Here is an 18676-nt window from a genome sequence, read left to right on the forward strand (position 1 = left end):
CCTTGCCACGACGAGAATTCAGGGAATTTATTTCGGTCCGGTAGTTTGCGATAACGTCATGTCGAAAAATGATTCGACAGGAGAAAAGCAAGATGCGCTTTGGTTGGATCTGGATATTGGCAGTCGCACTGCTGCCAGGTTGCCGGCAGGAACCGGTTGAGGAGATCCGTGCGCCCGAAGGATCGCAAACCTCGGATGCCGAGCCGATTTCCCTCCCTCCCCATAGCTGGCCCTGGTGGCGCGGCGAACAGCGAGATGGCGTTGCCCACGGCGAAACAGTCCAGTTCGACTGGACCAGTCAGCCGAATGTTTTGTGGGGAGCAAAGATCCAGGGCCTAGGCCACAGCACGCCGATCGTGATTGGCGACAAAGTACTGATCACCACGGCCGATGAGAAGCTCGAATCGAAGTCGCTGATCTGCTACGAGGCGAGCAGCGGCAAGGTGCTGTGGACCACCAATATCCATCAAGGCGGCTTTATGCGGATTCATCAGAAGAATTCGCAAGCCTCGACCACCCCAGCCAGCGACGGCAAATATGTCTTCACCGCCTTCATCGTGAAGGACTCTTTGTATGTCACGGCGGTCGATCTGAAAGGTCAGGTCGTCTGGCAGAAAGAAGCCGGCCCCTTTCGCAGTCAGCATGGCTACGGCAGTTCGCCGATTGTCTACGGATCGCTCGTGATTGTGCTCGGCGACTCGGACGGACCAGGCTTTTTGGCGGCGCTGCGACGGGATACGGGGGACATTGTCTGGCGAGTTTCGAGAGCCAACGAACCAAGCTACGGAACGCCAATTCTCGCGGAAATCGCGGGAAAACCGCAGATTATTGTCGGCGGAACCGGGACCACCAGCAGCTACGATCCTGAAACAGGCGAGCTCATTTGGTCGACGCGCGGAACCGCTCGGACGACGGCCAACACTCCGGCGGTTGCAGGCGACCTGGTGATTTCGACCGGAGGCTATCCGCAAAACGGTTCCCAGGCGATTCAAGGGGATGGCGAAGGAGACGTCACCGATAGCCACATCCAATGGGAGGCTCGCGAACGGATCTATGTCCCTTCGCCGGTAGTGTATGACGGGAAGCTGTATGCGATCAACGACGATGGGATCGGGATTTGTTACGACCTGGCGACCGGCGAGCGTCTCGCGCGGAAGCGAATCGGAGGCAATTTCAGCGCCTCGCTGACGATCTATGGTGATCAGATGTTGGTCCCTGACGAATCAGGTGTCATGCATGTGTTCCATGCCGACCCGGAATTCACGGAAATTGCGCAGTTTCGGCTTGAGGGGACTGGTTTCGCGAGTCCCGTTTTCTCGGATGGTCGGCTGTTTTGGCGGACTTCTACCCATCTTTATTGCCTAGTGCCTCCCTTGCCGGGAGCTTGATTTATAGGGTTGATGGTGTCCAGGCGAGGTGTTTGCGGCTGCTAGCCTGCAGGCATGACTTAGTTTTTGCCTGATTTGCTTGATGACTCGTGACATCGAAGCGGTCTAAGTCCTTATTGGGTAATCCTTTAGTCCTGGAATGGACGATCGGGCAAAAACGGCTTTGACGGCTATAATTCTTTTGACACGCCTAAGGGCCGCCGTTATATTGACCGATTAATGGGGTAGACCCCTTCGAGCCCAAAGAAGGTTGATTTACCTGCCCCTACCTGCCTGTATTTGCCTGCCTTTTGAAGATTGCCCAGTTTGAGGGCGATCGTTGTTGTTCCTAGTTCGCGTCAACATCCCTTGCGCTTCCCATAACCCGGGGGTCGGACGCGGATCCTTCCATTTTCCTCGATTTCGTTGAAACTTTCCCACGAATCGAGTCATTCCCAATAAGCCAAACACACCCAAAACAATCTGTTGGAGATGGACGTTATGAAGTGCAAGGGGAACCCGCTGAGTCGACGCAATTTCCTGACCGTTGGCGCCGCTGCCGGTTTGGGACTGAGCATGTCCGACATGTTCCGTCTTCAAGAAGCCCAGGCCGAGATCAAGAACTACGACTTCATCGAAGCCAAAGCCAAGAGCGTCATTCACATCTACCTGCCTGGTGGTGCGGCTCAGCAAGAGCTGTGGGATCCGAAGCCTTACTCGCCCATCGAATACCGCGGCGAGATGAAGACGGTCAAAACCAACACCGGCGAATACTTCAGCGAAGCTTTGCCGAAGACCGCTCAGATCGCGGACAAGCTTTGCATCATCCGCTCGATGAGCCATGGTGAAGCGGCCCACGAACGTGGCACGCACAACATGTTCACCGGCTATCGTCCAAGCCCAGCGCTAAAGTTCCCAAGCTTCGGCGCCGTGGTCAGCCACGAATATGGTCCTCGCAAGAACCTGCCTCCTTACGTTTGCATCCCGAACGTTCCGAACGAATACGCCGGTACCGGTTACCTGAGCTCGTCGTTCGCTCCGTTCTCGCTCGGTTCGGATCCTGCCAGCGGTGGCTTCAAGGTTCGTGACTTGAGCCTGCCAGGTGGTGTCGACGAATCGCGTTTCTACCGTCGTCGTTCCGCTCTGGAAGCGGTGAACTCGTACTTCGCTCAGAAGAACGAATCGGACTCGGTAGCCGCCATGGATACCTTCTACGAACGAGCTTACAACCTAATCTCGTCGCCAGATGCTCGCGAAGCATTCAACATCGAAGCCGAAGACGCCAAGGTCCGCGACGAATATGGTCGTAACCAGGCTGGTCAGCGCATGCTGATGGCTCGTCGTCTGGTTCAGTCAGGCGTCCGCATGGTTACGCTGACCTATGGTGGCTGGGACATGCATGCCCGTATCACCGACAGCATCAAGCGTCAGGTTCCTGACTTCGATCAGGCCTACTCGACGCTGATCCGCGACCTGGAACGCAACGGCCTGTTGGATGAGACGCTCGTCATGGTTTCGTCCGAATTCGGTCGTACGCCAAAGATCAATAAGGACGCCGGTCGCGACCACTGGCCAAAGGTGTTCAGCGTTGCCCTGGCGGGTGGTGGTCTGAAGAAGGGCTACATCCACGGTGCCTCGAACGCGACCTCCAGCGAACCAGAACTCGACCCAGTCGGGCCAGAAGACTTGGCGACCACCATGTACCACCAGTTGGGTATCGTGGCCGACAAAGAACTGATGGCCCCCGGCGATCGTCCGATCGAAATCGTCGACGGCGGTAAGGTCGTCAAAGAACTGCTGGCTTAAGTTGCCTGTTTGCGGTGATGCGAAGACGGAAATCGCTTCGTCTTCGCAGGTCGCCAGTTACAATGAAAACATCGTCGGCCTGAAGTTCATTCAGGCCGATCCCGTCATCCCACCTCCATTCGTGAGCACCCGCCCTGCCAGCGGTTGGCTCCGAATTCCCACCCATTCATTTCGACCCCCTTCCATTGGACGCGGTACCCTCATGAAACGCTTCCAGGCCCTCGGTTTGGCTCTCTTGGTCGTCTCGCTGTTTGCAGCAAAGGTCTCTTTCGGGGCCGACCCTAACCTGCAGCGGTTTGACCCCCCAGGCTTCCAACGCGGAACCGAACTCGAAGTCGTCTTGCGCGGCGATCGCATCGCCGACGCCCAGGACTTGTTGTTCTACGAATCGGGCATCGAGATGAAATCGATGACCGTCGAGAACGACAAGACCGCGAAGGTTACCCTCGCGATCAAGCCGGAGTGCCGCCTCGGCCAGCACGCTTGCCGCCTACGAACCGCTTCCGGTCTCAGCGACGTCTGCTTGTTCTACGTCGGGGCGATGCCTGAGGTGGAAGAGAAAGAACCGAACAACGACTTTAAAGAGCCCCAGGCGGTCGCCATGAACAGCACCGTCAACGGGATCGTCCAGAACGAAGACGTCGACTACTTCGTCGTGGAAGCGAAGAAGGGTGAACGCATCACCGCCGAGCTGACCGGTCTGCGTCTCGGTCGTACGTTTTTCGATCCTTACGTCGCCATCCTTAACGAGCAGCGTTTTGAACTCGCCAAGAGCGACGACGAACCCCTCGTTTACCAAGACTGCATTTGCTCGATGCTCGCACCGGAAGATGGCAAGTACATCATCCAGGTTCGCGAAAGCAGCTACGGCGGCAACGGCAACTGCGCTTATCGCTTAAGCATCGGTAACTTCCCACGTCCGCTCGGTATCTTTCCTACGGGCGGCAAGCCTGGCGAAGAAATCGAAGTGACTTGGCTGGGCGATCCATCCGGAACGCAAACCGCCAAGGTGAAGCTGCCCGAAGAAGAAGGTGAGTTCCTCTATTATCCAGAAGATCAGTACGGCATCGCACCATCGCCGAATCGTTTGCTTGTCTCAAGCTTGCCGACCGCGGTCGAAGCCGAACCCAACAACGAACGCAAAGATGCCACGCCGATGGAAGGCCCTGGCGTTGCCAGTGGTGTGATCGGTGAAAAGGGTGACGAAGACTTCTTCAAGTTCATGGCCAAGAAGGGGCAGGATTACGAGATCCGCGTCTACGCTCGCGAAACCCTTCGCTCGTACTTGGATCCAGTGGTCGACGTCTATCGCATGACCAACGGTCAACGACTGCAAGGCAACGACGACTCGAACGGCAACATCGACAGCTACCTGACTGTGAAGGCTCCGGAAGACGAAGAACTGGTGATCCGCGTTCGCGATCACCTCGGTACCGGCGGTCCTTTGAGCGTCTATCGCATCGAAGTCACCCAGAAGACTCCGAAGCTGACCGTCGAGATTCCAGAAGTTCAGCAGTACGTGGCTCGCACGATCAGCGTTCCTCAAGACAACTACATGGCGATCCTGGTTTCGGCCCGTCGCGAAAACTTCGGTAGCGAACTCGCGTTCAGCTTCGACGACATTCCCGAAGGGGTCGAAGTGATCACCTTCCCAATGGCGGAAAACACCAACGTGTTACCAGTCATGCTGAAGGCCAAGCCCGATGCCAAGTTGGCTGGCAAACTGGTTGATGTCGTCGCTAAGCCAACCAAAGAAGAACTGAAGCTGGAAGGTCACGTCCGGCAGCGAACCATGCTCGTTCGCGGCCAGAATGCCCGGGACATGTGGGGCCACGATGCCCAGCACATGGCAGTCGCCGTCACCGAGAAGGTGCCTTACAAGCTGGAAATCGTCCAGCCAAAAGTACCCGTCGTTCGTGACGGTAGCATGCAGTTGAAAGTGGTCGCCACTCGTGAAGAAGGTTTCGATAGCGAGATCCGTCTGCGACTTCTGAACGACCCACCCGGCATCGGTGCTTCCCGTTCGATCAAGATCGAAAAGGGGCAAACTGAAGCCACGATTCCAGTGACCGCCAATGGTGGTGCGCAGATCGGGACGCACAAGATCTGCGTGCTGGGAAGTGCCCCGCACAAGGCAGGCAACGTCGAAGTGTCGACTCCATTTGCCGACCTGGAAGTTGCCGACCGTGTCGTTGATATGGCTTTCAACAAGGCGGCCTGCGAACAGGGTCAGGAAACCAAGATCATCGTCGGCTTGACCCCGAAGCGTGAGTTCCCTGGCGAGGCGACCGTGCAGCTGTTGGGTCTGCCAGCCGGTGTCACCGCCGAGCCGATTAAGGTCAACAAAGACGCAACCGAAGCGGTCTTCGATGTGAAGGTTGCCAAGGATGCCAAAGACGGAAAGCATGCTTCGATTGTGGCACGCATCACCGTGACCGAAAACGAAGAGCCAATCATTCAGACCAACGGCAACATCGAACTTCGCGTCGACAAGCCGCTGCCACCGAAAGTTGCAACCGCCAAGCCAAAAGATGAAGGCAAGAAGGCTGAGGCTCCCAAGCCGAAACCAGAACGTCCACTGACTCGTTTGGAACAGTTGCGTCTGGCCAAAGAGCAAGGCGAATAGTCGTTTCCCTGCTACCTTCCCCGCCACACTTAGATTTCATCCCCCCTCAGGATACACGGCGAAAGCCGAAGGAGAGCCACCCGTGACACGAAACGGAATCGCTCGTTGGACGATTAGCGGAATGCTGCTTTGCCTCGTGGCATCAACTGCCCAGGCCGAGACCGCAATCCGCAAGATTGATGTCTACCCTTCCTCGATCGAATTGCTCACCACGCGTGATTCGCAGCACTACGTCGTGGTCGCTACCCGCAACGATGACGTGACGCTCGATGTCACCGCCCAGGCCACCGTTGCCTTGGCCGAAGAAGGCAAGGTCAAGCGTGAAGGCAATCTGCTTTTGCCAGTCGCCGACGGCGAAACGATGCTCAAGGTGGAATACGCCGGGCACAAAGTCGAGGTTCCTGTGAAGGTGGAAAAGGCCACCGAAGAACGTCCTGTCAGCTTCCACTTGGATGTCATGTCGGTCTTCATGCGAGCGGGCTGTAATACCGGTAGCTGCCATGGTGCCGCTCGCGGTAAAGATGGCTTCCGCTTGTCGCTGTTCGGTTTCGATCCAGCTGGCGACTACTTCCGCGTGACCCGCGAACAGGCCACTCGCCGCGTGAATCTGGCCGATCCCGAATCGAGCTTGCTGCTCGAAAAGGCAATCGGCAGTGTGCCGCACACCGGTGGCAAATTGTTTGAAAAGGACTCCGATTACTACGCCACGCTGCTGCGTTGGTTGGAAACAGGGGCTCAGCCAGACCAAGGCGAAGTGCCACGTTGTAACAAGATCGAGATCTATCCACCGAAGGCCGTTCTCGAAGGAGAAGGGGCTCAGCAAGCGTTTATCGTCAAAGCGTTCTACGCCGATGGCACGACCCGCGACGTGACCGATCTGGCCGTCTTCCAGTCGAACAACGACAACTCGGCCCCGATCGACCAGAACGGTCTTTGCACCGCCTCGAAGCGTGGCGAAGCATTCGTGATGGCTCGTTTCGACACGCACACAGTCGGTAGCCAAGTAATCGTGCTGCCGAAAGATCTGCAGTACGAAAAGCCGCAAGTCGCCGGTAATTACATCGACGAGCTGGTCGGTGCCAAGCTGCACAAGCTGCGTATCGTGCCAAGTGAATTGTGCACCGACGAAGAGTTCCTGCGTCGCGCGACGGTCGATATCACCGGCCTGCTGCCAACCGAAGAAGAGTACAACACCTTCATGGCCGACACCTCTGGTGACAAGCGAGCCAAGTTGGTCGATCGTCTGCTGGAACGCAAAGAGTTTTCAGAAATCTGGGCGATGCGTTGGGCCGAACTGCTCATGATCAAGAGCACCAACAACGTCAGCGAGAAGTCGGCATTCCTCTACAACAGTTGGTTGACCGATCAGATCTCGAACGACGTTCCGCTCGATCAAATGGTTCGCGAACTGCTGTCCGCTTCCGGCGGTACCTTCAGCAACCCAGCGACCAACTACTATGAAATCGAACGCGATACGCTGAAGACGGCCGAAAATGTGGCCCAGGTCTTCATGGGTCTGCGAACCCAGTGTGCCCAGTGTCATAACCATCCGTTCGATCGCTGGACGATGGACGACTACTACGGCTTCGCTGCCTTCTTCGCTCAGATCGGTCGTAAGAATACGGAGGACTACCGTGAACGAATCGTCTACGATCGCCGCGGAGGCGACGTCCGTCACTTGGTCGACAACCGCGTGATGCCTCCGAAGTTCCTCGGTGGTGTCGAACCGAACCTGGAAAACCGCGATCGTCGTGAAGTGCTGGCCGAGTGGCTGACCGCACCTGAGAACCCATACTTCGCCACGAGTGTTGCCAACCGGGTTTGGGCCAGCTTCTTTGGCGTGGGGATCGTCGATCCTGTCGACGACGTCCGCGTGAGCAATCCTGCCAGCAACCCTGAGCTCTACCAGAAGCTGGGCGACAAGCTGATTGAGTACAACTACGACTTCAAGAAGCTTGTCCGCGACATCTGTGCTTCGCAGGCCTATCAGCGAACCACGGTGCCCAACGACAGCAACAAGACCGATACCAAGAACTTTGCCTACGCTCAGGTTCGTCGCATTTCAGCCGAACAGCTTTTGGATTGCATCAGCCTGGCGACCAATCATGATGAGAAGTTCGGTGGTTTGCCTCTCGGTTCCCGAGCGGTGCAGATTGCCGACGGCAAAACTTCGAGCTACTTCCTGACAACGTTCGGCCGTAGCCAGCGTGAAACGGTTTGCAGCTGTGAAGCTTCGACTTCGCCTACCTTGTCCCAGGCCCTGCACATGCTTAATGGCTCGGCCACGCAAGACAAGATCGCCCGCGGCAAGCTGGTCGAAGGCTGGGTGAAGGAAGGTTTGACCGAAGATCAGATCATCGACAAGATCTTCGTCCGCTGCCTGAGCCGTAAGCCAACCAGTGAAGAAAAGGAAAAGCTGGTTGCGGTGATGAAGGAAGAAGAGAACAAGCAGCGAGGATTCGAGGACGTCTTCTGGGCGGTCTTGAACTCGCGTGAGTTCATGTTTAACCACTAACCAGGCCCGCTAATTTCGGCCTGATCGGCAGAAGTGGCCTAGGATTGATTAACGCCCGAGCGTGTGTCCAACGACGCATCCTTCGGGCAGACATCCCAGGCCTGCGGCGGTTTCCGCCACGCTGCCTTGCGACCCACCTTTGTTTGCCTGCCTTTTTTCGCACAGAGATTGAGCGATGCGCTATACCCTCTCATTTCTGGTTCTGTTCGGTTTGACTACGGTCGCCGTCGCTGACGACGCCAAACCGGCCGGCGATGTCGAGAAGATCACCTACGACGATCACGTCCGGGCCATCTTCCGCGAGCACTGCTTCACCTGTCACAACCAGAACGACGCCAAAGGTGGTTTGAACCTCGAGAACTTCGGTGCGACCTTGGAAGGTGGTGCCGGTGGTGAAGTGGTCATCGCCCAGGATGTCGAGAGCTCGCGGTTGTTCGCGCTGATCAGTGGTGCTGAAACGCCGAAGATGCCCCCGGGCCAGGATCTGATCGCCCAGGAAAAGCAAGACATCATCAAGAAGTGGATCGAGCTAGGAGCCCTGGAAAACAGTGGCTCGAAAGTAAAAGCCAAGAAGAAGAGCGGCCTGGCGATGAGCGGACCGGTGACCACCGGCAAGCCAGAAGGCCCTGCGGCAATGCCGGAAGGTCTGTGGAAAGCTCCGGTCATGGAACTGCAAAGCACCGGTGCGATCACCGCGATGGCGCACAGCCCATGGGCTCCGCTGGTGGCCATTGCCGGTCAAAAGCAAATCGCTCTCTACAACACCGACACGTTGAAGTTGCTCGGCGTGATTCCTTATCCACAAGGGGTCCCTTACATCCTCCGCTTTAGCCGCAACGGCGAAGTGCTGATGGCTGGTGGTGGCCGAGGTGGTTACTCGGGTAGCGTGACGTTGTTCAACGTCCGCACCGGCAAGCCGCTGGTGACGGTGGGTGACGAATACGATGTCGTGCTGGCGGCTGATGTCAGCCCTGATCTTTCGCGCGTGGCCCTTGGTGGGCCGCAACGTTTGCTCCGGATTTACTCGACCGACGACGGTTCGCTGCTGCACGAAGTCAAAAAGCATACCGACTGGGTGACCACCATCGCTTACAGTCCAGATGGCGTGCTGCTCGCCTCGGGCGACCGCTCGAATGGCTTGTTCGTCTGGGAAGCCGATACGGCACGCGAGTACCTCAACCTGCAGGGCCACAAAGAAGCGATCAACTCGGTGAGCTGGCAGCCTGACTCGAACGTCTTGGCCTCGGCCAGCACCGACGGGACCGTCAAGTTGTGGGAAATGGTCGAAGGGAAGAACATCAAGTCGTTCAACGCCCATGGTGGCGGTGCCGAGTGGGTCAGTTACACGCACGACGGCCGCATGGTCACGGCAGGTCGCGATAAGGTGGCCAAGGTCTGGGCTGGCGACGGCAAAGAACTCGCCAAGACCGCTGGCTTCGGCGACTTGACCCTGCGTGCTTGTTTCAATTACGACAGCACCAAGATTGTGGTCGGCGACTGGACCGGAGAGATCCGCGTCTATCAGGTTGAAGGCATGCAAGAGCTGGGCAAGCTGAAAGCCGTCACGCCAACCTACGACCAGATGATCGCCAGTCTCCAGTCCGAAATTGGCACGCTGGATAAAGCGGCTGCCGATCAGGGTGGTGCCGCGGCTGCAGCCAAGCAGGCCTGGGACAATCATCTGGCCGCGATCGAGAACACCAAGAAGGCCAGCGCCGACGCGAAGACCGCCATGGATGCCGCTAACGCCAAAGTGGAAGAACTGAAGAAGGCGATTGCTCAATCGGAAGCAACCCAAAAGCAAAAAGAACAAGAAGCCGCAGCGAAAGATGCCGACGCCAAGAACTGGGCCGGTGAAATCGCCAAGGCAGAACAGTCCTTGAACCAGATCAACGCCAAGCTTGCCGACTACGGCAAGAAGGTTCAGGACAAGACGAACGCACTCAACAGCGCGAAGGGTGCTCAGGCCGAGCATCAGAAGCAGTTGGAAGATCTGAAGAAGCAGCTTGCCGCTCAACAGCAAGCTCACGAAGCAGCCCAGAAGAAAGTGGCTGACCTCGACGCCAAGATCGCCGAAGCCGTTAAACAAAAGGAAACGACTCCCGACGATCAGAAAGAATCGAAGCAGAAGGAAATCGATTCGCTGACGCAGGAAAAGATGGCCGCTCAGGGTGAAGTCGACAAGCTGGCCGCCGAAGTGAAGAAGTCGACCGATGCGGTTGGTGGTAAAGACGCCGAGTTGAAGAAAGATGCCGAAGCGATCGCTGCTGCCGACGCCGAGGTCAAGAAGCTGCAAGCCGAAGCAGGCAAGGCCAACGAAGAGAAGGCTGCTGCTGAAAAGAGCATCGCTTCCGCGAAGCAGAACAAGCAAACCGCCGACACCCAGCTTGCTTCGGCGAAGGGTGAAATCGAAGCGGCCAAGAAAGCGAAGGATGACGCATCCAAGGAGATGGGCAGTCAGCAGAACCTGGCCAAGAGGTATGGCGACGAGATCAACAAGCATGCCGAGCAGCTGAAGAAGCTGGAAGAAGGCAAGCCGAACGTCGAGAAGGACATGAACGACAAGGCTGCTGCTGCAAAGGCTGCTGCCGAACGTGCCGCTGCCGCCAAGCAGGACCTGGAAGCTTTGAAGAAGGAGAAGGCTGATTTCGCGGCCTTCCCTGCCAAGCTGCAAGCAGAACAGGCCGCCATGCTGACCGGCATTCAAACCAAGGAACAAGCCATGGCAGAAGCCGCGGCTCAGATGGCCGAACTGGAAAAGCAGATGGAAGCCAAGCTGGCGGAAATCGCAAAGCTGCAAGCTCAGCTCGACAAGACCATGGAAGAGAAGTCGGCTGTTTACGCCAAGCTGCGTGACTCGAAGCAGAAGGTGGAAGCAGGTTCGGAAGAGATGGCCACCGCCCAGGCCAAGCTGCAAGATCTCAAACGCCAGCAGGAAATGCTGCAGAACGTTTATCAATAAAAGGGCATTGGCAAACTATCGCCAAAAAGAAAGGGACGACCCGCACGGCAGGTCGTCCCTTTTTTGTGTCTTGATGAGCGGTAAAGACTAGCCTTCCAGGCCACCGAACAGCGGCGTCGACAGATAACGTTCGCCCAGGCTGCACAGGATCACCGCGATTCGCTTACCCTTCATTTCAGGCCGAGCGGCAACTTGCTTCGCGGCCCAAATGGCGGCACCACTGCTGATACCAGCGACCAGGCCTTCTTCCTTGGCCAGCAAGCGGCCATATTCAAAGGCGTCTTCGTCATCGACCTGAATGACTTCGTCGATCAGCGACGTGTCGAGGTTGCCAGGGATGAAGCCGGCACCGATGCCTTGGATGCGATGCTTGCCAGGCTGACCACCACTGATCACGGGCGAGTTCTTGGGTTCGACAGCAATCGCTTTGAAGTTCGGGTTCTTCGACTTCAAGAAGCGAGTGGAGCCAGTGATCGTTCCGCCGGTCCCGACGCCAGAGATCAGGACATCGACTTTGCCTTCCATGTCTTCCCAGATTTCTGGGCCGGTGGTGGCTTCGTGAATCGCTGGGTTGGCTGGGTTATCGAACTGACCTGGCATCCAGCCGTTCTCTTCCTTTTCGACCATCTGGGCAGCCGTGTTGATGGCGCCCTTCATGCCTTCCGCGGCTGGGGTCAGAACGAGGTTTGCACCCATCGCACGCAGTAAAGCGCGACGTTCCAACGACATCGATTCTGGCATGGTCAGGGTCAGCTTATAACCCTTCGCCGCACAGACGAATGCCAAGGCGATGCCGGTGTTGCCCGAAGTTGGTTCGATGATGTGCGTGTCTTTGGTCACCACGCCACGCTTTTCGCCGTCGGCGATCATGGCGTAACCGATGCGATCTTTGACGCTGTTCACTGGGTTGAACCACTCACACTTTGCGAAAACCTCGCCTCCGCCCTGGGGGATCAACCGATTGATATGTATCATCGGGGTATCGCCGATTGCGTGGCACGCGTCGTTAAAGGTCTTCATACGGGGCATGATCGGTTCCTTCGTGATGTCCGTGAAAGTGCGAAGCTTAGGTGAAAATTTTCGCAAGTTAGCAATTGGCACGCAAATGTGTCAATGAAGATTCTCGCATAGCTTTCGCTGCTGTGCCAGAACACAACCGACAGGACTAAGGGGACTATGGACGTCGTCAATTTGAACGAGGCACCGCCGTTTACCACCAAAGATGGTTCCGAGATTCGCGAGCTGCTGGCCCATCGCAATTCGTGCATCCAGAAGCAAAGTCTGGCCGAAGCGCGGCTGCCGATCGGAGCGAGCACCACGGCCCACTATCACCCGAAAACGGAAGAGATCTATTACATAACGCATGGTGAAGGGCGGATGCAGATCGGCGACGAATTCCGCGAAGTGAAGGTCGGCGATGCGGTCGCGATCCCGCCAGGGCAGGTGCATCAAATCACCAATACTGGGACCGAAACGCTCCGCTTGCTCTGCTGCTGCGCACCGGCATACGAACACGACGACACCGTGCTGGTCGAATCCTAAGCCTGGCGAAACTGGCAACTGCTTTCCGGGGTGCAGACATCGCATCGCGGAGCGTCTTGCTGGCAATGGGCCAGGCAGGTGGCGATCCGCTGCTGCATGATTTCCGCCATCAGGGGATGCAGCCCCAGCGGCGCGGTCACCAGGTGCTTTAGCCCAGGATAGTTCTGGGCGGCCTCTTGGGCGAGGCGCGGAATGTCTTCATGCCAATGCCGACCGGGCGAGAGAAAGTAAGGATGGACGACAATCGTCTCGGCTCCTTGCTCCACGCATTTCTGGAAGGCCGCGGCAATCGAAGGCTCGGCCAGCTCCATATGGGCAGGCTCCACAATCGCATAACCGCTCGACTGACGAAACAGCTCGACCACCTGCAGCAGGAGTTCATTGCTTTCGGCCCGCCGCGAACCATGATCGACGATAATGATGCCCAGTTTGTCCGAGCCTGATGTGGTTTGCTGCATCCGAGGAGCACTTCCTGATGAAGAGTAATAGGGCCTAATTGTTCGCTAGGAAGCTAACGACTAAGTTGGGGCGATGAATCTCACGCAAGTTATTACGATTGTAAGCATAACGGCCGCGGTTTTCACCGTGATGGGAATTGGCGGCGTTGCTCGTTCGCTGCAGTGGCTCTCACGTGAAGCGGACGCAGGTCTGCTGAAACTTGGTATTCGTATCTTGATGCCGTGTTTCATTTTCGTGAAGGTGGTCGGCAATCCCGCCTTCGAAACGGCAGCCAATGTTTATCTGCCTCCGGTCTGGGGCTTTCTGGCGGTCGCCTTGGGATGCTTCGTCGCGTACTTTTACGCCCGAGGAAGCGGGGCGAGGCTTGGCTTCGATACTCCGGACAAGATTCACTCGTTCGCCGTTTGTATCGGCATCTTCAACTACGGGTTCATTCCGATACCGCTGATCCAAGAGATCTTCGGAGAACGGGCCCTGGGGGTGCTGTTTCTGCATAACGTCGGCGTCGAGTTGGGCATCTGGACGATCGGTGTTAGCCTGGCCAGTGGTGGTCTGACGAAGGGGTGGTGGAAAAATGTCCTGAACCCACCGAGCGTGACGATCGTGATTTCGTTGTTGATCAACGAAATGGGATGGGCCGATATGGTGCCCACTTTCATCACCCAGATCACCAGCATTTTGTCGGCCGGAGCAATTCCGCTGATGATGCTTTTGATCGGGGCGACGTTCTACGATCAGATCTTCCACGCGAAAGTCGAAGCCGATGCCAGCAGTGCCTGGCCAACCTATATTTCAGCCGTCATGTTGCGACTGGCGTTCCTGCCATTCTTGTTTTTGCTGGCGGCGATCTACCTGCCGGTTTCGCTGGAACTGAAGCAAGTGGCCGCAATTCAAGCAGCGATGCCGGCGGCCGTGTTTCCGGTAGTGCTGACCAAGCATTACGGAGGGGATGCCCGAACCGCTTTGCGGGTGGTGATTGCCTCGACGGTGGTAGGATTTGTTACAATTCCTATCTGGATCTCAACGGGCATTGCGTGGCTCGGACTCGAGACCACAGTGCTTCAGCAAACTCCGGAGGAGATAATCGTGGCACCGCAGCTAGAGCCGGTCGAAGCGATGAAAATCGTCGGGATTTCGGTTCGGACCAATAACCGCAGTGAAATGAATCCCGAGACGGCGCAGATTCCACTGCTGTACGATAAGTACGATCAAGATCAGATCGATTCGTTAATCGTCGACCCTGTCTCGCCTGGCAAACGGATCGCCGTTTATGGCGACTACGAGTCGGACCAGTCTGGCAAGTTCACCATCTTGCTGGGTAAGCAGATCGGCGCCGATGCCGATGTGCCCGAAGCTTTGGACAAGGTCCGCATTCATCGGGGCAACTATCTGCACTTCGTCGGAGAAGGGGAGATGCCCCAGGTCGTGCTCGAAACGTGGCAGAAGATCTGGCGCCACTTTGAAGAAGACTCGACCTACAGTCGATCGTTCGAGGCTGACTTCGAGATCTATGACGAAGCCAGCCCGAACCGCGTCGATATCTTTATCGCTGTGGAGGAGTGATTCCGAAGTCTTCGATCGTCAGCAGGGTGCGCAGTTCGTATCCTGCTGCGGCAAAGGCTTCTTTGCCACCTTCCAGACGATCGACAATCGCGATCACGCCCAGCACCTTCAGCCCGGCCGCTTCGACTTTTTCGATCGCTTTCAGCGAGCTGCCGCCGGTGGTGACTACGTCTTCCACGATCACGCATTCGTTGCCAGCGACCACTGGGCCTTCAACATCCTGGCCGGTGCCGTGTGCCTTGGCTTCTTTACGAACGATGAACCCGGCCAGCGACTTGCCTTGAACGGCAGCCGTGGTGATGACCGAAGCCGAAATCGGATCGGCACCGATCGCCATCCCACCGACCGCATCGGGAAGGTTGTCGCCTAGCATTTCCAGAATGCCAAGGCCGACCTGCAAAGCACCTTCGCTGGAAAGGGTCACCTTGCGGCAATCGAGGTAATAACTTGCCTTCTTGCCGGAAGCGAGGGTGAAGTCGCCGAACTTCAGACCTTTGTCTCGAACAATTTCAATCAGCCGTTCTTTGCTGTATTGCATTAGGAATTTCCTCGATCGCAGGGACATTTTGCCGTAGAAATGCCATCGTACCGCATCGGCCATGGGCCGCGCAGGGGGGCAAACGGGGCCGCCCACTACGTTGATTCGGCCAGCGGCAAGATCTTCGTATCTGGGAGCTCGGCCCGAAGTTTTTCGAGGGCAGCCGGCGTCACGGCGGTCTCTTGCAGGTAAAGCTCTTTCAGCGACTTCATCTGGGCCAGCGATTCGACGCAGTCGTCGGTGACCTTGGTCCCCAGCAGAAACAGAACTTCCAGATGGGGCAGGGCCGGCAGCTGGGCGACCGCCGGATCGCCGATGTCGGTCTTGGCCAGGCTCAATACCTTCAGCGTCGTCAGCTTTACCAGTGGATCGACCGCGTGATCGGTGAACCGCGCGTGAAACAATGTCGGCTCGGTATCGGTCACCACCGAGCCTCCAACGTAAAGCTCTTGAATCTGCGGCAGGTCTTTCAAGTGTTCCAGCGCCGCGTCGGTGATCTGAGTTCCCCGTAGATCGAGCACGCGCAGTTCCGGCAGTCCGGTCACCAAGGCCAGGTCGCGATCGGTCACCAGCAAAGGATTCGGCGTGGTGATGACCTGGATATTGTCCTCGTGATCGCGCCCGATCTCGAAGCCGACATGCCGAAACTTGCGAACCAGCGGGTTCTGTTCGTCATGCACCACCGGCACCGTCGGGCGAACGGCCCAGTTCAAGATCAGCCCGCCGACTACGATCACGGTGGCCGGCATCAGGATTGCCAGGAAGACAATCAAAAGCTCGATACGCCAAGGCTCGCGCTCGGGGCGTTTCGGTTCGGAAGGCGATTCAGGGAGTGGCATGCCAGGGCTGTCAGAAGAGGAGTTTTCGGCGACGCTTCAGAATAACATCAATTACCCCCTATCTGCCACGGTTCAATCGACAGGGGTTGTGCTATCAGTCGACCCCGACAAATTACGAAGAAATCGCGAACTGAGCCCTGCGTCGGACCGTAACAAAGTTCGTTCCCAGGCGAGGTTCAAGACGGAGAGCAACTTCGGCCCTGGCAACACCGAATCGATAGCACACGGAGGAATCATGGCAACGAAGAAACGACACACCGGTCCCAGCAAACGCAAGACTCTCACTGGTCAGGGAGTGAATCTGCTGCGTGCGGTTGTCCTGGAAGGGGCAGGGATCTTGCTACTCGCAGGGGTGATTGGTTATCCAATTCTCACGCAGAACCAAGGCAGATTCTCGTGTCTCGATGCCCAGCCTTCGGTCATCGATCATAGCCTGCACACGCTGCTGGCGAAGGTCGGTCTGGTGAACAAGCCAGACTAGACCAGCAACTCCAACTTAGCCACCGTAACAGCGTGCCCTCTTAGGAGGGCACGGTCGTTTCGAATCTCGACTTCCAACTCTCCCCCGCGCGGCGATGCCTGATAGGCCGCCAGCTTTGGCTTGCCAAGCTTCTGGCTCCAATACGCACCAAGCACGCAGTGAGCCGACCCGGTCACCGGGTCTTCATCGACGCCAGCCGCCGGCGCGAAGAAGCGGGAGATGAAATCGTATTTCGTGTCGTCGCTCTGAGATGTCACCATCACTCCGCGAGCACATGCCGGCCCCAGCAGCGAATAGTTAGGGCGAAGCTGACGAACCATCTCGGCCGAAGCGACTTCGATCAGCCAGTCGTATTGGTTCTTTCCACAAAACAAAATCTCACTCAGCCCCAGACTTTCCAGCAATCCATCCACCGGGGCTGTTTCGTGCGCCGGGGCAATGGGGAAGTCGAGCTCGATGGCCTGACCGACTGGCGTGGCGGTGAGCGTTCCGCTGCGGGTTTCAAACGGAATCGGTTTGCCGGCAGGGACACGATTGGCTTGCCATAAGGCGTGAGCCGTCGCCAGCGTGGCGTGACCGCACAGATCGACTTCGACCGCCGGCGTGAACCAGCGTAGCCGTAGCGAGTCCTCTTCAGGATAGACAAACGCCGTTTCCGAGAGATTCATTTCCGCGGCAACTTGCTGCATCCAATGGTCGTCTTTGGGCTGATCAAGCCAACAGACCGCGGCCGGATTGCCGGCGAAGGGAACCTGAGTGAACGCATCGACCTGGTACAGCACGTGAGTCATGACAGTGGTAACCTTACAAGGGTGGGCAGCAGCGAGGCCTGTCGGACACGGCGACCTGGGGCTAAGGTTCGCCCACCTCGGCGGAATGTCGCTGGAAGTTACAATAGAACGGATCCATTTCAGTCGCCACCCAAGAGAGAGTTGAAGGCGTGTCGCTTCCGCGAATCATCGTAACGATGGGAGACCCCGGCGGGGTCGGGCCCGAGGTCTGTCTGCGATTGCTGTCCGATCCTACCCACTATGCCGGGTGCGTGCCGGTGGTCTTCGGCGACGCGGCGATCCTGCAGCGTGTGGCCGAAACTTGTCAGCTTCCACCGGCGACCCATGTCGTTCCGTTCCAGGATGACCTCGATCTTCAGGGGATCGATCGGGCGACGGTGGTCGATTTCGGGACGATCGACGCGGCCCGCTTCGAGCCGGGCAAGGTCACGGCCGAAGGGGGCGAGGCCTGTTACCAGTACATCATGAAGGCGATCGATTTCGCCCTGGCCGGCAAGGCCGATGGCATTACGACCGGGCCGATCAATAAAGAAGCCCTGCACGCGGCGAAGCATTTTTACCCTGGCCATACCGAGATCTTCATCGAACGCTGCGGCAATCAGCCGGGCTGCATGATGCTGACCAGCCAGGAACTAACTTGCAGCTTTGTGACCACCCACGTCGGCTATCGCGATGTGCCCGAGCTGCTGACGATCGAACGGATCGGCGAAGTCATCGATCTGACCGTGGCTGCGATGCGGAAGATTCGTCAGCGCGAGCCACGCCTCTTGGTGTGCGGGCTCAATCCGCATGCGGGGGAACATGGTTTGTTTGGCGATCGCGAAGAAGAACGCATCATCGAGCCTGCCATCGCGGCGGCTCGTCAGCGTGGCGTTTCGATCGATGGTCCAGTGCCCCCGGACACCGCGTTTCTGGCGGAACGTCGTCCGCTGTACGACTGCGTGGTCTGCATGTACCACGACCAGGGGCATATCCCTTTGAAAGCCTTGGCGTTTGACGTGGCGGTGAATACGACCCTCGGCCTTTCACTGGTTCGGACTTCGGTGGATCACGGAACGGCCTTCGATATTGCCTGGCAGGGGAAAGCCAAGGTGTCGAGCATGATCCACGCCGTGCGACTCGCGCGGGATCTGGCATCCGACTAATCCGAGCATGGAACCGACCCTGACGCCAAGCTAGAATAGAGA

The 18676-nt window shown here is 57.4% G+C and carries 14 protein-coding genes; 9 read left to right on the forward strand and 5 right to left on the reverse strand.

The window, feature by feature from the left end; genetic code table 11:
• Nucleotides 1-92: 92 nt before the first annotated feature.
• From AB1L30_RS22060 to AB1L30_RS22080, 5 genes are all read left to right on the forward strand, one after another.
• Nucleotides 93-1388: a PQQ-binding-like beta-propeller repeat protein gene (locus AB1L30_RS22060; protein ID WP_367016048.1), complete on the forward strand. Its 1296-nt coding sequence runs from the start codon at nucleotides 93-95 to the stop codon at nucleotides 1386-1388.
• 480 nt (nucleotides 1389-1868) lie between these two features.
• Complete coding sequence (locus AB1L30_RS22065) at nucleotides 1869-3173, forward strand: DUF1501 domain-containing protein (RefSeq protein WP_345088657.1); 1305 nt, start codon at nucleotides 1869-1871, stop codon at nucleotides 3171-3173.
• A 202-nt stretch (nucleotides 3174-3375) separates the two neighbouring features.
• Nucleotides 3376-5799: a serine protease gene (locus AB1L30_RS22070; protein WP_367016049.1), complete on the forward strand. Its 2424-nt coding sequence runs from the start codon at nucleotides 3376-3378 to the stop codon at nucleotides 5797-5799.
• A gap of 121 nt (nucleotides 5800-5920) precedes the next feature.
• Nucleotides 5921-8314: a DUF1549 and DUF1553 domain-containing protein gene (locus AB1L30_RS22075; RefSeq protein WP_367016466.1), complete on the forward strand. Its 2394-nt coding sequence runs from the start codon at nucleotides 5921-5923 to the stop codon at nucleotides 8312-8314.
• 175 nt (nucleotides 8315-8489) lie between these two features.
• Nucleotides 8490-11276, forward strand: a complete 2787-nt coding sequence (locus tag AB1L30_RS22080; RefSeq protein ID WP_367016051.1) for a c-type cytochrome domain-containing protein — start codon at nucleotides 8490-8492, stop codon at nucleotides 11274-11276.
• 87 nt (nucleotides 11277-11363) lie between these two features.
• Here the strand turns inward: AB1L30_RS22080 and cysK are convergent, their stop codons facing one another.
• Entirely contained in the window at nucleotides 11364-12305 is a 942-nt protein-coding gene (cysK, locus tag AB1L30_RS22085; RefSeq protein ID WP_367016053.1) for a cysteine synthase A, read from the reverse strand.
• Nucleotides 12306-12452: 147 nt separating this feature from the next.
• Between cysK and AB1L30_RS22090 the strand changes: the two genes are divergently transcribed.
• Nucleotides 12453-12818, forward strand: a complete 366-nt coding sequence (locus tag AB1L30_RS22090; protein ID WP_367016054.1) for a cupin domain-containing protein — start codon at nucleotides 12453-12455, stop codon at nucleotides 12816-12818.
• Here the strand turns inward: AB1L30_RS22090 and AB1L30_RS22095 are convergent.
• Nucleotides 12815-13276 (reverse strand): CbiX/SirB N-terminal domain-containing protein, encoded by a 462-nt coding sequence (locus AB1L30_RS22095; protein WP_367016056.1) that lies wholly within the window; start codon nucleotides 13274-13276, stop codon nucleotides 12815-12817. The two genes, AB1L30_RS22090 and AB1L30_RS22095, sit on opposite strands and share 4 nt — an antisense overlap.
• A gap of 73 nt (nucleotides 13277-13349) precedes the next feature.
• On the opposite strand from AB1L30_RS22095, the gene AB1L30_RS22100 reads away from it, so the two are divergent.
• On the forward strand, nucleotides 13350-14840 hold the full coding sequence (locus tag AB1L30_RS22100) for an AEC family transporter (protein ID WP_367016058.1): 1491 nt from the start codon (nucleotides 13350-13352) through the stop codon (nucleotides 14838-14840).
• Here the strand turns inward: AB1L30_RS22100 and pyrE are convergent.
• Together pyrE and AB1L30_RS22110 are read right to left on the reverse strand one after the other, a co-directional pair.
• Nucleotides 14821-15378 (reverse strand): orotate phosphoribosyltransferase, encoded by a 558-nt coding sequence (gene pyrE / locus AB1L30_RS22105; RefSeq protein ID WP_367016060.1) that lies wholly within the window; start codon nucleotides 15376-15378, stop codon nucleotides 14821-14823. The two genes, AB1L30_RS22100 and pyrE, sit on opposite strands and share 20 nt — an antisense overlap.
• A gap of 95 nt (nucleotides 15379-15473) precedes the next feature.
• The gene (locus AB1L30_RS22110; RefSeq protein WP_367016062.1) at nucleotides 15474-16217 is read right to left on the reverse strand and encodes a hypothetical protein; all 744 of its coding nucleotides are present in this window, start codon (nucleotides 16215-16217) and stop codon (nucleotides 15474-15476) included.
• A gap of 235 nt (nucleotides 16218-16452) precedes the next feature.
• On the opposite strand from AB1L30_RS22110, the gene AB1L30_RS22115 reads away from it, so the two are divergent.
• Nucleotides 16453-16698 (forward strand): hypothetical protein, encoded by a 246-nt coding sequence (locus tag AB1L30_RS22115; protein ID WP_367016064.1) that lies wholly within the window; start codon nucleotides 16453-16455, stop codon nucleotides 16696-16698.
• On the opposite strand, the gene AB1L30_RS22120 is transcribed toward AB1L30_RS22115, so the two are convergent.
• The gene (locus tag AB1L30_RS22120) at nucleotides 16695-17489 is read right to left on the reverse strand and encodes a PhzF family phenazine biosynthesis isomerase (RefSeq protein WP_367016066.1); all 795 of its coding nucleotides are present in this window, start codon (nucleotides 17487-17489) and stop codon (nucleotides 16695-16697) included. The genes AB1L30_RS22115 and AB1L30_RS22120 overlap by 4 nt on opposite strands.
• A gap of 149 nt (nucleotides 17490-17638) precedes the next feature.
• Here AB1L30_RS22120 and pdxA point away from each other — a divergent pair, with 149 nt between their 5' ends.
• Entirely contained in the window at nucleotides 17639-18634 is a 996-nt protein-coding gene (gene pdxA / locus AB1L30_RS22125) for a 4-hydroxythreonine-4-phosphate dehydrogenase PdxA (protein WP_367016068.1), read from the forward strand.
• Nucleotides 18635-18676: the final 42 nt, after the last annotated feature.

The sequence above is a fragment of the Bremerella sp. JC817 genome, assembly GCF_040718835.1.
In the GTDB taxonomy this organism is placed as follows: Bacteria; Planctomycetota; Planctomycetia; order Pirellulales; family Pirellulaceae; genus Bremerella.

What these genes read in the sequence shown, in the direction of transcription:
- AB1L30_RS22060 (WP_367016048.1), top strand. Translation starts at nt 93, where the DNA reads ATGCGCTTTGGTTGGATCTGGATATTGGCAGTCGCACTGCTGCCAGGT.
- AB1L30_RS22065 (WP_345088657.1), top strand. Translation starts at nt 1,869, where the DNA reads ATGAAGTGCAAGGGGAACCCGCTGAGTCGACGCAATTTCCTGACCGTT.
- AB1L30_RS22070 (WP_367016049.1), top strand. Translation starts at nt 3,376, where the DNA reads ATGAAACGCTTCCAGGCCCTCGGTTTGGCTCTCTTGGTCGTCTCGCTG.
- AB1L30_RS22075 (WP_367016466.1), top strand. Translation starts at nt 5,921, where the DNA reads ATGCTGCTTTGCCTCGTGGCATCAACTGCCCAGGCCGAGACCGCAATC.
- AB1L30_RS22080 (WP_367016051.1), top strand. Translation starts at nt 8,490, where the DNA reads ATGCGCTATACCCTCTCATTTCTGGTTCTGTTCGGTTTGACTACGGTC.
- cysK (WP_367016053.1), bottom strand. Translation starts at nt 12,305, where the DNA reads ATGCCCCGTATGAAGACCTTTAACGACGCGTGCCACGCAATCGGCGAT.
- AB1L30_RS22090 (WP_367016054.1), top strand. Translation starts at nt 12,453, where the DNA reads ATGGACGTCGTCAATTTGAACGAGGCACCGCCGTTTACCACCAAAGAT.
- AB1L30_RS22095 (WP_367016056.1), bottom strand. Translation starts at nt 13,276, where the DNA reads ATGCAGCAAACCACATCAGGCTCGGACAAACTGGGCATCATTATCGTC.
- AB1L30_RS22100 (WP_367016058.1), top strand. Translation starts at nt 13,350, where the DNA reads ATGAATCTCACGCAAGTTATTACGATTGTAAGCATAACGGCCGCGGTT.
- pyrE (WP_367016060.1), bottom strand. Translation starts at nt 15,378, where the DNA reads ATGCAATACAGCAAAGAACGGCTGATTGAAATTGTTCGAGACAAAGGT.
- AB1L30_RS22110 (WP_367016062.1), bottom strand. Translation starts at nt 16,217, where the DNA reads ATGCCACTCCCTGAATCGCCTTCCGAACCGAAACGCCCCGAGCGCGAG.
- AB1L30_RS22115 (WP_367016064.1), top strand. Translation starts at nt 16,453, where the DNA reads ATGGCAACGAAGAAACGACACACCGGTCCCAGCAAACGCAAGACTCTC.
- AB1L30_RS22120 (WP_367016066.1), bottom strand. Translation starts at nt 17,489, where the DNA reads ATGACTCACGTGCTGTACCAGGTCGATGCGTTCACTCAGGTTCCCTTC.